The organism is Neorhizobium lilium, from assembly GCF_004053875.1.
GTDB lineage: Bacteria > Pseudomonadota > Alphaproteobacteria > Rhizobiales > Rhizobiaceae > Neorhizobium > Neorhizobium lilii.
In genome coordinates this window covers 687798-701906 of sequence record NZ_SBIP01000001.1, presented here as the reverse complement: position 1 = coordinate 701906, position 14109 = coordinate 687798, and the positions used below count along the sequence as shown (strand labels likewise).

Here is a 14109-nt window from a genome sequence, read left to right as displayed (position 1 = left end):
GTGCCAAGAAATGACTGAACTCACCAGACGCAATACGATGAAGTTGATGTCCGCAGCGCTTGTTGCCGGTGTCAGCTTCTCCAGCCTGCCGCGCAAAGCCTTTTCGGCGGGCAGCATTACCGTCCTGAACTGGCAGGGCTACGGTACGGACGAAGCCTGGTCTGTAAAAGCTTTCACGGAAAAGACCGGCATTGCAGTCGTTCACGACTACTACAGCTCGGAATCGGAAATGCTGACCAAGCTACGCACCAATCCCGGTGCCTACGACCTAGTCGTTCTCAACGCCGCGCGCTGCGCCCAGGCCGTTGCCGAAGACCGGCTGCAACCGATCGATTTCAGCAAGGTTCCGAACGCCTCGACGGTGGACGACAGCCTGCGTTCCAACCCGAACTTCAGCAAGGACGGCAAGGGCTTCGCTGTTCCTTGGGTCTGGGGCATGACCTCGCTTGCCATCCGCGAAGGCATGCCTGTTCCAGACAGCTACGCCGTGCTGGCCGATGCCGCTTACAAGAGCCGCGTCGCGATGGATGACGATGCCATCATCAATGTCGGTGTCGGCGCCCTCATGACTGGCCAGGACATTAACGATCCGAAGGATCTCGCCGCGGTCACGACCGCGCTGAAGTCGATCAAGCCGAACGTCAAGCTTCTCTGGTCCACGGAAGACCAGTGGAACAAGTCGTTCGCCGCAAAGGAATTCGACCTTTCTCTGTTCTGGTCGGGCGGTTCGGTACGTTCCAAGCGCAACTCGAAGCTTCCGGTTCAGTTCGTCGTTCCCAAAGAGGGTGGTATTGGCTGGGTCGACGGTCTCGGCATCCCGGCATCGGCTCCGAACGCGGAAGGTGCGCTCGCCTTCGCCAACTGGCTGATCGACCCTGTCTTCTACGTCGAGTGGGCAACCAAGGTCGGCGCTCCGGCATCTTCGAATTCTGCCGCTCTGTCCGCGCTTCCGGCAGATGATCTCAGCCGCCAGGTGCACAAGCCTGAATATTTGAAGACGATGGGTATCATGTCGGCTCTGCCGGATGATCGCCGCGAAGCATTCAACAACGTATGGCAGGAAGTGAAAGCCTTCTATGCAGAATGATCGACTGACTTCGGCGTCAGAGCGCGGACCTTTGGGTCCGCGCAGCCGGCGCGTGCTTCCGTCATGGGTTTCGACGATGGTTCTGCTGCTTCCGACCTATGGTTGGCTGACGCTTGCGGTCTTCCTGCCGCTGCTGACCATGTTCGTCTTCAGCTTCATGTCGGCAACGCCGATGGGCAAGGCGCCTATCGTCTTCACGCTGAAACAATACCGCGCCTTCATCGACCAGCCGTATCTGGTGGGCATAGGCATAAACTCGTTGCTGATCGGCTTCTGGACGACCTTGTTCTGTGCCGTGCTGGGCTTTCTGGCCGCCGTCGCACTGGTCCAGTCGACCTTGGGCAAAACGCGCGAAATACTGCTGATCCTGATCCTGCTGCCGTTCTGGACCAACGGCTTGGTGCGGGTCTTCTCGTGGACGATGGTGCTGCGGGAAAACGGTTTTCTCGACAATCTCCTGCATATGATCGCGCCCGATGCTGGGTCGATCGGTTTTCTCTACACGCGCTATGCTATCGTTGTCGGTCTCGTTCACGGCTATCTGCCGTATATGATCCTGACCTGCTACATCGCTCTGGTGGCCATTGACGACGCGATCATTGAGGCTGCTTCCAGTCTCGGCGCGCGCTGGTGGACCATCCTGTTCAAGATTTTGGTGCCGCTTGCGGCTCCCGGGCTGATCTCCGGCTCCGTGCTCATCTTCATCCCGGTCATCGGCTCGTTCATGGAGCCCCGCATCCTTGGTGGTCGTGTCGGAGTGACCATGGGGACGGTGATCGAGGATCAGTTCACGCAGGCCTTCAATTGGCCGCTGGGCGCATCCCTCTCCTTCACGCTTCTAGCCGTGGTTCTCGCCATTTTCGCAACCTTCTCCGGCGTCCTGCGCCGTGGCACCGCAGTTTGAGGAGAAGATCATGAAACCGCTTGGACGTATCTATCTCGTCGCGATCCTGATCTTTCTCTACACGCCTATTCTCGTGATGATGGCGATGGGATTCAACGCATCGCCGCTCTATGAACTGCCCTTCAGCTTCTCGCTGCAATGGTATGAGGCATTGTGGAGCAACACCGTGCTCCTGACCGCGGGCCTGAACAGCATCGTCATCGCCGCAATCACCGCCGTGCTGGCGACGGCGCTGGGCACCATGGCTTCAGTGGCGTTGTCGCGAAGGACATTCCGCGGCAGAAGCTTCCTGCAACTGATGCTGCTGCCGCCGATCGCCATTCCATGGCTGATCACGGGTACGGCAATGCTGATCTTTTTCTACTGGAGCGGGATCGGGCGCGGTATGCATGCTCTTTTGATCGGCCACGTCGCTCTTGCCATTCCCTATGTGGTTCTGGTGGTCGGAACCGGTTTCCGGACCATTCGTGCCGATCTGGAAGAAGCAGCGATGAGCCTCGGTTCCACACCGGTTCACGCATTCTTCTCGGTGACATTGCCGCTGCTCTATCCGAGCATCCTTGGCGCGGCGCTGTTCGCCTTCGCCGTTTCGCTCGATCAGTTCGTGATTTCGTACTTTCTCGCCACGCCCGGCTACACCACGCTGCCGGTGCAGATCTACTCCTCGATCCGCAAGGGCTTCACCCCTGAAATCAACGCGATCTCGACCGTGCTTCTGCTCGGCTCGATGACGGTCATCCTGATTTTTGCGCGCTTCGCCAAGCCCGGAGACACCCGTGACAAACGTTAAAGTCCATTCCGTCGCCAAGACCTACGGCACCACGCCCGTCCTGTCCGATATCACCACCGAGTTTCCCGAAGGCTCGTTCACCAGCCTTCTCGGTCCATCCGGTTCCGGCAAGACCACGCTGCTACGCATCATCGCCGGCTTTATCAAGCCAGACCAGGGCGTGGTGACGATCGGCAACAACGATGTGACCGACATCCCCGTCTGGGGCCGCAACATCGGCATGATGTTCCAATCCTACGCACTGTTTCCGCACATGACGATCGCCCAGAACGTCGCCTTCGGTCTCGAGCGCCGGGGCATCAAGGGCGCTGCTGCCCGCAAGGAAGTCGATCGGGCGCTTGAAATGGTCCGTCTTCCAGGCTTCGGCTCCCGCACGCCCAAGCAATTGTCCGGTGGCCAGCAGCAACGGGTCGCGCTTGCTCGCGCCATCGTCATCAAGCCCAGTGTGCTCCTCCTCGACGAGCCGCTATCGGCGCTCGATCGTCGCCTTCGTCAGGAGATGCAGGTTGAATTGCTGCGCATCCAGCGCGAAAGCGGCCTGACGACGATCTTCGTCACCCATGATCAGGAAGAGGCGCTGACGCTGTCCGACAAGGTGGCCATCCTCGACAAGGGCCGGATCGTGCAGATCGGCGAGCCGGAAGACGTCTACGAACGGCCGCTGACACGCTTTGCCGCAGAATTCCTCGGGGATTCCAACTTCCTTACCGGGACGGTCGATAACGGCGCTGTGCGTTTGGCCGATGGTACGGTGGTCAGAACCACCAGCACGTTGCCAACAAGCGGTTCGAAAGTCACACTCGCGGTGCGCCCGGAAAAGATGTCGATCGTATCGGGTCCGACGGATGACAACAGCCTGACGGCACGCATCACGACCGTGATCTATGCAGGCCCCGTCCTGTCTTATATGCTGGAGACCGCAGACGGCCTGCCGCTGAAACTGTTCGCGCAGAACCGCGATGGCAAGGTTCTGAGCGATGGCGATACTATCACCCTGAGTTGGGCTCCGGAACACACTGTCCCGGTGGGCGACTGATCATGGCAACCGCGCCGCTCTCAAAGAATACGTTGCATGTGGTCATCGACATGCAACGTCTGTTCGCCGAGGAAACGGCATGGCACACGCCGGCGATCGGTGGCATCCTTCCGAACGTACTGGCGATCTGCCAAGCGCGGCGGTCGGAAACGCTCTTTGCCCGCTTCGTCGTTCCGCAGAACGCCGAGGGCGCAACGGGCCGCTGGAAGAACTACTACCGCCGTTGGTCGTCGGTGACGCTGGATCACCTCGACGTCGCCATGCTGGATCTGGTCGCGCCACTCGCGGCCATCGCCGGTCCAGGCGCCATCGTCGACAAGGAAACCTACTCGGTCTTCGGTTCGCCCGGTTTTACCGCGCGCTTGCAGCGATCGGGAACGGACACGCTTATTTTCTCGGGCGTCGAGACCGACGTCTGCGTCTATGCCAGCGTTCTCGATGCGGTGGACGCCGGCTACCGGGTCATTCTGGCCGAGGATGCGCTGGCGAGTGGAGACATGAAGGCGCACGCCATGGTGACCAAGATCCTCGCGCCGAGACTTTCAGACCAGATTGAAATTCTGTCGACAGAAGCCATCCTGAATTTGTGGCGAGACTGAATTTCGCAACACGATTGCCGGCATCACAACGAACAGACAGACTTGAGAGATCCGATGGACGTTCCGCTCAAAGACAAGGTTGGCCGGATGAAGGCAGCAGTGCCCGAGGCTCACGGCCAGCAGGCCCAATATGCGCTTGGAGAGCAGATCGGCTTCTATCTGCGCCAGGCGAACCAGCGGCACGTGGCGATCTTTGCGAGCCTGATGGCGGAGAAGCTGACCACGACCCAGTGGGCGGCGCTCGTCAAGCTCAAGGATTTGCAGCCTTGTTCGCAGGGGAATCTCGGCCGCGAGACAGCCATGGACATGGCGACCATCAAGGGCGTCGTCGATCGCCTGGTGAAGCGGGGGCTGGTTCATACCGCACCCGATGCGACCGACGCGCGGCGGCTGGTGCTGACGCTGACGCCGGAAGGCGAGGCAACGGTGGCCCGCAACCTGTCGGTCGCACTGCAGATTTCGCAGGAGACCCTGAGCACCCTGACGCTTGCCGAGCGGATGATGCTGATGGAACTCCTTCAGAAAATTTGTTGAACCAAGCCTGCCCCCTTCCGGAGACCGTTCATGTTTCAACCCAGCGAAGACGAGATCCAGTCGCTTGTCGCTCAGATGACGATGGCCGAAAAGGTCGATCTTCTAAGCGGGCGTGGCCTGTGGAAGACCGCATCGATCGAAAGGCTCGGCATTCCTTCGATTGTCATGACCGACGGGGCCTATGGCGTCCGCTATTCGACCACCCAGATCGACGCCGGCGACAACGACGAAGACAGTCTGCGGGCATTCCTTGAACTGGTCGGCCAACAGGGAGATGGGTCCGATGGCATGTTCGGCGCCACCCGCCCTGCCACATGCTTTCCGAACGGCAATCTTCTCGGCTGTTCCTGGGATATCGATCTTGCCTATCGAATGGGGGCTGCGCTGGCGGCCGAGTGTCAGGATTTCGACGTTCATCTGCTGCTTGGGCCTGGCATCAACATCCGGCGCACGCCACTGGCGGGGCGGGCCTACGAATATTATTCCGAGGATCCGGTCATCAGCGGCGATATCGCTGCGGCCGTCATCTCCGGGCTGCAGGATCATGGCGTCGGCGCCTCGCTAAAGCATTTTGCCTGCAACAATTCGGAAATCGAACGCACCACGACCAGTTCCGATGTCGATGAGCGGGCCCTGCGCGAAATCTATCTCGCAGGCTTCGAGCGGGCGATTGAAAAGAGCGCGCCGTGGACCGTGATGAGCGCCTACAACCCGCTGAACGGCATACAGGCAGCCGAACATCATTGGCTGCTCCGAACCGTACTGCGCGAGGAATGGGGCTATGACGGGCTGGTCGTTTCCGACTGGCATGCGATCAAGGATCGTGGCGCGGCCCTCAATGCCGGCACCGAACTCGACATGCCGGAAAGCCAGCCGCGCAAAGCACGCCTTCATGCCACGATCGACGCCGGCGATGTTGCGCCAGAAATAATCGATGCGGCCTGCGCCCAGGTTCTGGCGTTCGTGCGCAAATGCAAGATGCACGAGCGGCGGGACACGGCTGCGGACCTCGACGCCCACCACGCACTCTCACGCGAAATGGCGGCGGAATCGATCGTGCTTCTGCGCAACGAAGACAAGGCGTTGCCGCTCGATGCCGGCTGCCTCTGCGAACTTCTCGTCGTCGGCGATGGTGCCGTCACGCCCGTTATCCAGGGCTCCGGGTCGGCCACCACCAATCCGTATCGCGTCGACAGTCCCTTCGTTCAGATCGCCGCGCGGGCGAAAGACGGCTTCAAGGTGCGGCACCTGCCATTTTCCGCCACCGCGCAGGTGGACACGGCAGCATCAATTAAGGCGATTGTCGAGGCCGCTTCGCATGCCGATGTCATTGTCGTTTTCGCGGAAAACGAGAAGAGCCGCCACGGCGAGGGCAACGACCGCGATACACTGAAACTTGCCGCCAGCCACGATGCGCTCATCACGGCGCTGGCGGGGGTTGGTCGCAAGCTCGTCGTTGTGCTCTCTATGCCTGACACGGTCGAAATGCCGTGGATTGCGGATGTCGATGCCGTGCTGGCCAGCTTCTATGCCGGGCAGGGCGGTGGCGAAGCCCTGGCCCGTATCATGTTCGGCGAGCAGAACCCTTGCGGCAAGCTCTCCGCCAGCATGCCCGCGCGCATGCAGGATATTCCAGGATGGCACACCTATCCGGGCGAACATGGGCGGCATGTTTACAGCGAGAGTATTTTCGTCGGTTATAGGTTCTATGATCTCAAGGCGATTGCCCCGGCGTTCCCCTTTGGGCATGGGCTTAGCTACACCACATTCGCCTATGAGGCTATCGATCTCGACCAGAGAGAGATCGGCACGGATGCGCATTGCACGGTGCGCGTCACTGTCCGCAACAGCGGCTCGGTCGCCGGCAAGGAAGTGGTTCAGCTCTATGTGCGTCCGGTAGCGCCCGGTCTTAAACGGCCGATCCGCGAGCTTAAATCCTTCGCCAAAGTGGATCTACAGCCCGGCGAGGCGAAGACGGTGAGCTTCATGCTGACGCAGCGCGATTTCCGCTATTTCGATACCTCGCGCTCCGCCTGGGTTCTCGATGCGGAGGCGTTCGTCATCGAGGCTGCGGCGTCCTCACGCGATATCCGCTTGTCCGCCACCCTGCCGTGCCGCCCTGAAGCTGTGCCGCCGCCTGTCATCACGCCCAACTCTCCCACGGCGGTCGTCTTCGCCCACCCGAAAGCCGTGGCCGCCCTCGTCCATTTCTTCGTCGCGACGCTTTCGATTTCCAGTGCGGAAGCCACGTCCCTTCTCGCCAAGACGAAAGGGTCCTTCCTCGGTTTCTACGACACGCTGAGCTGGTATGTGGGCGACAGCCTCAAGGAGAGCGATATCGCCGACGTCTTCGCACAACTGAACGACGACTACAGCAGGGCCTGACCAGGATGATCGGAACGACCACCCAGATCATGCTCGATCTCGGAGACATCGTCGCGAACTCGAAATCAGAGGAAATCGGCGCGGCGTAGGCGCGTGTGAAGAAGATGGGGGCGGCCATCATTACTTTTGCGGCCGGCTATGGGATAGGGCGCTCGGCTTCATGTTTGGTCCGGTGGCAAGCGTTCAGCCTGCCAGCCACGATCTCTTATCCATCGATACCCAGGAAGCATACGAGCTCTATACGGATCGTTTGGTCAGGGCTGTGAGGCGTTGAGGAACCTCTCGGCCAGACGTGCCCACATGGCAGCACCAGTGACGAGGCTGCTATCGTTGAAATCGTATTTCGACGAATGCAGGATCGGCGAATCCGTGCCGTTGCCCAACCGCAGGAAGCTGCCGGGACGGTGTTCGAGGAAGTATGCGAAGTCCTCGCTGCCCGGCAGAAGCGGGCAGGTCGAAACATTTTCCGTGCCGATCAGCTCTTCCGCGACTTCGCGGGCAAAGGCGGTTTCCTTTTCCGAATTCACCACGACCGGATAACCGTTCTCGTAGTCGATCTCCGCCGTCGCGCCATGGCCTTCGGCGACGCTTGCCGTCAGCTTGCGGATGCGTTCTTCAAGGAAGGTGCGGATGGCCGGATCAAAGGAGCGAACGCTCATGGCGATCTTTGCCGTGTTCGGAATAACGTTCGATGCCTCGCCGGCATGGATCGTGCTGACGGTGACGACGGCCGTCTGGGTCGGATCGACATTGCGCGACACGATCGACTGCAGCGTCATGACGAGGTTGCAGGCAACGAGGACCGGATCGATGGTCAGATGCGGGCGCGAGGCATGGCCGCCCTTGCCGGTAATGGTGATCTTGACGGTATCACCTGCCGCCATGATTGGGCCGGCGCGGGTCAGCAGCGCCCCGGCTGGCATGCCGGGATGGTTGTGCAGGCCGAAGATCGCGTCTATCGGGAAACGCTCGAACAGGCCGTCATCGATCATGCGCTTGGCGCCGCTATTCTTGCCGGCCTCTTCTGCCGGTTGGAAGATCAGCGTCACGGTGCCGTTGAAGCGCTTGGTGCGGGCGAGATATTCGGCAGCGCCCAGAAGCACGGTCGTATGCCCGTCATGGCCGCAGGCATGCATCTTGCCGGGCACGGTGCTGGCATAAGCGACACCGGTTTCTTCCTCGATCGGCAATGCATCCATATCGGCGCGGATGCCGATGCTTTTCGTGCCGGTGCCGCTCTTCAACGTCGCAACGACGCCGTGGCCGCCGACATTGCGGGTCACGGCATAACCCCAGGCTTCCAGCTTGTCGGCGACGTAGCGGGCGGTCTCGGCTTCCTCGAAGGAAAGTTCCGGGTTGGCATGCAGGTGGTGGCGGGTCGCCTTCAGTTCGGCTTCCATGGCATCGAAATCGGAGACGCGGGCGTAGAGATTGTCTTGGGCAGGCATTGGAGGTCCAGACTTTGCATATTCAAACAAAAGACCCCGGCATTTGGGGCCGGTGCGAGTTGGGGAGACTTTTAAAGGAAACGCGACAGGAAGGCCTGCGTGCGCGGATGCTGCGGATTGCCGATCACATCCTGGGGCTTACCCTGTTCGACGATCACGCCACCATCCATGAACACCACCCGGTCGGCCGCCTCTCGGGCAAAGCTGATCTCGTGGGTGACGACGATCATGGTGAGACCCTGTTTGGCCAGATCCCGCATGGTCGCCAGCACTTCGCCAACAAGTTCGGGATCGAGCGCCGAGGTGGGCTCGTCGAACAGCATCAGCTTCGGTTTGATCGCCAGCGCGCGGGCAATCGCCACGCGCTGTTGCTGGCCACCGGAGAGCTGCCGGGGATAGGCATTGGCCTTTTCCGAGAGACCGACCCGCTCCAAGAGACGCTTGGCGTTTTCGATCGCATCCTTGCGGCTTTCGCGATGGACGCCGACAGGGGCCTCGATAATGTTCTGCAGCACGGTCATGTGCGGATAGAGGTTGAACTGCTGGAAAACCATGCCGATCTTTCGCCGCTGCCGGGCGATACCGTTTTGCGACAGTTTTTCCAGCCGGTCGTTTTTCACCCGGTAACCGATCTGCTCGCCATCCACCTCGATATATCCCTGCTGGATATCCTCTAAATGGTTGATACAGCGCAAGAAGGTGGATTTCCCGGAGCCGGAAGGTCCAAGCACCGCCACGACTTCGCCCGGCATGATGTCGAGGTCGATGCCCTTCAGCACTTCGAGCTGGTCGAAGGACTTATGGACGTTGCGGGCTTGCACGAGGGGTTTTGTATTCGCGTCAGATGGACTGGAAACTGCGGTCAATGGCTTACCTCCTCTATGGCGGCAGCGGGCTTTGCGGCAGTCGCGCCGTTGCGACGGTCGCTGCGGCCGTAATAGGCTTCGATGTAGCTCTGGCCGATGTTCAGCACCGAGGTGATGAGCAGGTACCAGATGACTGCGACCATCAGCATCGGGATGATCTCGAAGGTGCGGTTGTAGATCGACTGTACCGAGTAGAGTAGGTCGGCCATGGCGATAACGCTGACGATCGAGGTCGCCTTGATCATGCTGATCAGCTGGTTGCCGGTCGGCGGCACGATCGAGCGCATCGCCTGTGGAATGATAATCCGCCACAGGGCGCGGCCCTTGGTCATGCCGAAAGCCTGTGCAGTCTCCGCCTGGCCCCGATCGACCGAGATAAGTCCCCCGCGGATGATTTCCGCCATATAGGCCGCTTCGTTCAGCGCCAGGCCAACGATCGCTGCGATCATCGGCGTGATCACCGAATTCGTGTCCCAACTCGCAAGCGTCGGCCCGAAGGGAATCGCTATCGAAAGTTGCGGGAACAACGTCGACAAATTGTACCATACGATCAACTGGACCAGGAGAGGCGTGCCGCGGAAGAACCAGATGAACAGCGAGGCGAACGAACTCGCCAGTCTGTCGTCCGACATGCGGGCAATGGCGATCACCAGGCCTAGGGCAACGCCGAGGATCATGGCGATGACGGTCAGGCCGAGGCTGACGTAAAGGCCGCTCAAAACGGTAGGGTCGAGGAAATACCGGGCGACGATGGGCCAGCCGAAGTTCTCGTTTTTGGCAACGATCCAGGCGAAATCGATAACGATGACCGCAATTGCGACCCTGAGGACAAAAGAGCCAGTGCGGAAAGGCGTATGGGCTGTCGTCACATCGCGGAAATCCGCAGCGCCGGAAGGCGCTGCTTTGTTTTTGGTGCTCGTGCTCATTTCGGAAGCTGTCCGCCGAGGTTGATGCCGGGCTGCGCGATCATGTTGTTCTCAAGGCCCCACTTCTTCATGATTGCTGCATAGGTGCCGTTGTCCATAAGAACCTTGATCGCATCGATGAAGAGCGGGCCAAGCGGCGAACCTTTCGGCACGACGGCGCCCTGAAAGATGTCTTCAAAGCCGTTCTTATTGCCAACGCCGGTCAATTCCAGCTGCCCATTGGCCTGGGAGACGAAATATGTAAGTGGCGCCTGCGAAGAGAAGAATGCATCTGCGCGTTTCGACCGGACCGCGAGGATCGAGCTCGGCTGGTCGGTGTAGGACTGCACTTCGACCGGTTCCTTGCCGTCAGCCTTGCACTTGTCAGACTGTACCTTGATTACCCGCTCGGCTGAACCGCCGGCCATGACCGAGATGCGCTGGCCGCAGGACGTGTCCAGCGAGTTGATGCCCTTGGGATTGCCCTTGAGCGTCGCGAAGACGACATATTCCTGCACCCAATCGACGAAATCACTGGCTGCTTCGCGGTCCTTATAGTCTCCGATCGGGCCAAAGGCGAACTGGTAGCGGCCGGAATTGACGCCAGCCAGCAGCGCCGGCAGACCACCAACGGTCGCATGCTCGATCTTGACGCCGAGAACCTGTCCAAGCGCATCGGTCAGGTCGGCGCTGGCGCCGGTCATCTCCGTACCCGTAACAATTTCGTATGGAGGAAACGAACCATTGTTGACGGAGATCATCTTGCCGGCCGCCTTAATGTCTTCCGGCAAGCGATCATGTAGCGCCTTGTTAACTTCCAGCTTGACGGATGAGTCCTGCGCTTTGGTAACGCTTGCAAAAGCGACGCCGACCAGAGCGAGAGCGATGAGTTTCTTATGCGACATGGTCATTCCCCTTGATTTGCAAAGTTACGTTTCCTGAGAGATTAAGGTGACGGCTTGGCTAGTTAGATTCGGCTGCCATCGGTATCGAATGCGAAAAGCTCTTCCGGTGTCATGGGACGCTTCATGATGCCCTGGGCATGCAGTTCCTTGGCAAAATCGTCGATCATCTTGCGGTTGGCGGAAAATCCGCTGGCATCCCAGCCCTTCGGCAGTTCACGCGAGGACTTCAGAACTTCATCGAACATCCATGGCGTGGTTTCGGCATATTTGCGGCGCTTCTCGGTCCACATTTTCTGCGATTCATCCACCAGTCTGCTAACCTCGGCGATCACCCACGGATTTTCGGCAACGATCCCGGCCTTGATGCCGATCAGATGCATGCCGGGCACATACCCGACGTCATCGAAATAGCGGCGCTCTTCCTTGCGAAATTCGGGAAGAACCTGGCGGAACGGCGACTCTTTCTCGAAATAGCCATCGGGCATGAAGGGCGTGAAGATCGCATCCAGTCCGCCATCGCGCAACAGGTCGACCATCGGACGCTCGCCGGGGCAGGCTTCGATCAGTCCGGGCTGGCCGAAGCCATCCAGGCGGTCGGTGATCGGATGGGCCGCGGTCAGGCGACCAGCATACCACATGGCGTCCTTGACCTCGACACCTTCGCGGCGAATGGCAGCGCGGGTCCAGGTATTGCCACTGTCGCGCCAGCCGGTCACGCCGATGCGCTTGCCAGCCAACTGGCCGAGCGTCGTGATATCGCTGTCGGCCATGGTCATGATGCAGCGATGACGAAAACCGCGCATGATGAAGTTTGGGATGCCGACGACACTGTCGTCGCCGTCATGACGCAACTGGGTATAGCGGCTGAACGAGATTTCGGCTGCGTCGTGGTCGGGGTCCTTGCCGAGATGCGAGACCAGCGTACCGACCCGGTCCACCTCAATATCGAGCTTGTCGGAAGAAACGTCGCCGAGGACCAGCGGCGTCATGTAGTCCCAGTCACGCAGTGCAATTCGAAGGCGCAGTGTCATTGAGATACTCATGTCAATAAATAGCAATGCGTAAAGGTTAGAATGTTTATTTAATAATGATCAAATGTTATTACGTTATTGAACATTTAATATGGTGACAAAATGAGCGATGCCTTTAATTCGAGCTGGTTTGCTGAAAAATTAAGCGACCGCACAATTCGCGGAATTGCGTTGGAGACCAGTGCCTTAATCCGTGCGGGCGCTATTCCGGTTGGTGCAAAACTGCCTCCAATCCGTGATCTGGCTTTTGCGCTGGGCGTCAGTCCTGCGACCATTTCCGAGGCCTGGAGCGAGTTGCGCCGTCAGAAAATCGTTACAGGCAGGGGCAGAAACGGAAGCTGGGTAAGCGGCGATCGCTTCATTGCCAAGCCTGAAAGATTGGCAAGCTCCGGTCATTACGGCGCCGATGTGCTGGATCTTACGATGGCTGTGCCGGATTCCAAGCTCCTGCCACCGCTTGCCGAAGCGCTGCACCATGGCGCTTCCGTTTATCAACTCAACAGTTATGAACGCAGCCGTATCATCCCGGAATTGCGCGAGGTCGTACTGGAGCGATGGCCCTATGAGCCGGAAGCGCTGCTGGTCACCAACGGCGGCTACAATGCCGTCTATATTGCTCTGAGAGCTTTGGTTGCTCCCGGTTCTGCCGTCGCGGTCGAGCATCCGACTGCGATGCGTCTTCTGGATATTCTCGAAGATCTGGGCGTCAAGATTTTACCGGTCGATTGTGATCGCGATGGCCCTTTACCGCATACGTTGCTGGAGACAATGAAAGAACGTCCGGCCGCTTTCATTTTTCAGCCGCGACTACATTCCGTGACGGGCCGCACTGTCAGCGCCGCGCGGATCGAAGCGCTCGGTGACGTCCTGGCGGGAACCCGAACCCTGATAATTGAGGATGACGGCATCGCAGACATATCGGCCGCGCCCTCGACATCGCTGGGGCGGCGTTTTCCCGATCGTACGATCCACATCCTCTCTTATTCGAAGACCCTCGGCCCCGATCTCCGCATTGCGGTGCTGTCGAGTTCTGCAACGATCGTCGAGCAGATCCAGTCTTACCGCGCCTTCAGCGCTGGCTGGACAAGCCGTATTCTGCAAGGAGCTGCGGCCTGGTTGTTGCGCGATCCGGCGACCTGGAGGATGATCGCCGAGGCTCGGGTCATCTACAAGAACCGCCGGGATCGCCTGGCGGGTGCCTTGCAGGAGAGAGGTATCGATATCGGCGATGGGGACGGCCTATCCCTATGGGTGCCAGTCGCTTCCGAACCGTTTGCAATGGTAACCCTCGCTGCTCGCAATATCGCGGTGCAGCCTGGCAGCAAGTTTTTTGTTTCGACTCCAAACCATATCCGGGTCGCCACATCGATGCTGACTGATCGGTACGAAGAGGTTGCCGACGCCATCGCGCTCGCACATGTTTTGTAGTTTCAAAGGGAAAAGCAGGAAGAGCGTTGCGCATGACATTAGGGTAGAGATGGCCACCCAAGGCAACTTCGGAATGGTTTGCACCCGAACTGCGACATGCTCGCCGGCGTGAGCGCCGGACGGCATTACCGACGCTGGGTCTCGGGCGGGGCAATCCCAGTACGAGACCGCCTGCCTTCATAGGCGTCGGT

13 protein-coding genes are annotated in these 14109 nt (G+C 59.5%); 8 read left to right on the top strand and 5 right to left on the bottom strand.

The annotated features are described in order from the left end of the window. Positions 1–10: 10 nt before the first annotated feature. The 7 genes from EPK99_RS03170 to EPK99_RS03140 are packed head-to-tail and all read left to right on the top strand — an operon-like array spanning position 11 to position 7335. Positions 11–1087, top strand: coding sequence for an ABC transporter substrate-binding protein (locus EPK99_RS03170; protein ID WP_128441154.1), 1077 nt, complete (start codon positions 11–13; stop codon positions 1085–1087). Further along, positions 1077–1991: an ABC transporter permease gene (locus EPK99_RS03165; RefSeq protein WP_128441153.1), complete on the top strand. Its 915-nt coding sequence runs from the start codon at positions 1077–1079 to the stop codon at positions 1989–1991. Before EPK99_RS03170 ends, EPK99_RS03165 begins: the two co-directional genes overlap by 11 nt. A gap of 10 nt (positions 1992–2001) precedes the next feature. After that, entirely contained in the window at positions 2002–2781 is a 780-nt protein-coding gene (locus tag EPK99_RS03160; protein ID WP_128441152.1) for an ABC transporter permease, read from the top strand. Further along, complete coding sequence (locus EPK99_RS03155; RefSeq protein WP_128441151.1) at positions 2768–3817, top strand: ABC transporter ATP-binding protein; 1050 nt, start codon at positions 2768–2770, stop codon at positions 3815–3817. The genes EPK99_RS03160 and EPK99_RS03155 overlap by 14 nt, the downstream gene beginning before the upstream one ends. A gap of 2 nt (positions 3818–3819) precedes the next feature. Next, positions 3820–4416 carry a cysteine hydrolase family protein gene (locus tag EPK99_RS03150; protein ID WP_128441150.1) on the top strand — a complete coding sequence of 199 codons (597 nt, stop codon included), beginning with the start codon at positions 3820–3822 and terminating at the stop codon, positions 4414–4416. Positions 4417–4470: 54 nt separating this feature from the next. Beyond that, positions 4471–4950, top strand: a complete 480-nt coding sequence (locus EPK99_RS03145) for a MarR family winged helix-turn-helix transcriptional regulator (RefSeq protein ID WP_128441149.1) — start codon at positions 4471–4473, stop codon at positions 4948–4950. A 30-nt stretch (positions 4951–4980) separates the two neighbouring features. After that, entirely contained in the window at positions 4981–7335 is a 2355-nt protein-coding gene (locus EPK99_RS03140; protein WP_128441148.1) for a beta-glucosidase family protein, read from the top strand. Positions 7336–7589: 254 nt separating this feature from the next. Here the strand turns inward: EPK99_RS03140 and EPK99_RS03135 are convergent, their stop codons facing one another. The 5 genes from EPK99_RS03135 to EPK99_RS03115 form a co-directional block, all read right to left on the bottom strand. Then, a complete protein-coding gene (locus EPK99_RS03135; protein ID WP_128441147.1) occupies positions 7590–8783 on the bottom strand; it encodes a M20 aminoacylase family protein in 1194 nt (397 codons plus the stop codon). 71 nt (positions 8784–8854) lie between these two features. Continuing rightward, complete coding sequence (locus EPK99_RS03130) at positions 8855–9649, bottom strand: amino acid ABC transporter ATP-binding protein (RefSeq protein ID WP_128441146.1); 795 nt, start codon at positions 9647–9649, stop codon at positions 8855–8857. Next, positions 9646–10575 (bottom strand): amino acid ABC transporter permease, encoded by a 930-nt coding sequence (locus EPK99_RS03125; protein WP_128441145.1) that lies wholly within the window; start codon positions 10573–10575, stop codon positions 9646–9648. The genes EPK99_RS03130 and EPK99_RS03125 overlap by 4 nt, the downstream gene beginning before the upstream one ends. After that, a complete protein-coding gene (locus EPK99_RS03120; RefSeq protein ID WP_128441144.1) occupies positions 10572–11459 on the bottom strand; it encodes an ABC transporter substrate-binding protein in 888 nt (295 codons plus the stop codon). The genes EPK99_RS03125 and EPK99_RS03120 overlap by 4 nt, the downstream gene beginning before the upstream one ends. Positions 11460–11521: 62 nt before the next feature. Beyond that, complete coding sequence (locus tag EPK99_RS03115; protein ID WP_128441143.1) at positions 11522–12490, bottom strand: substrate-binding domain-containing protein; 969 nt, start codon at positions 12488–12490, stop codon at positions 11522–11524. Positions 12491–12592: 102 nt separating this feature from the next. Here EPK99_RS03115 and EPK99_RS03110 point away from each other — a divergent pair, with 102 nt between their 5' ends. Then, entirely contained in the window at positions 12593–13918 is a 1326-nt protein-coding gene (locus EPK99_RS03110) for an aminotransferase-like domain-containing protein (protein ID WP_128441142.1), read from the top strand. Positions 13919–14109 lie beyond the last annotated feature (191 nt).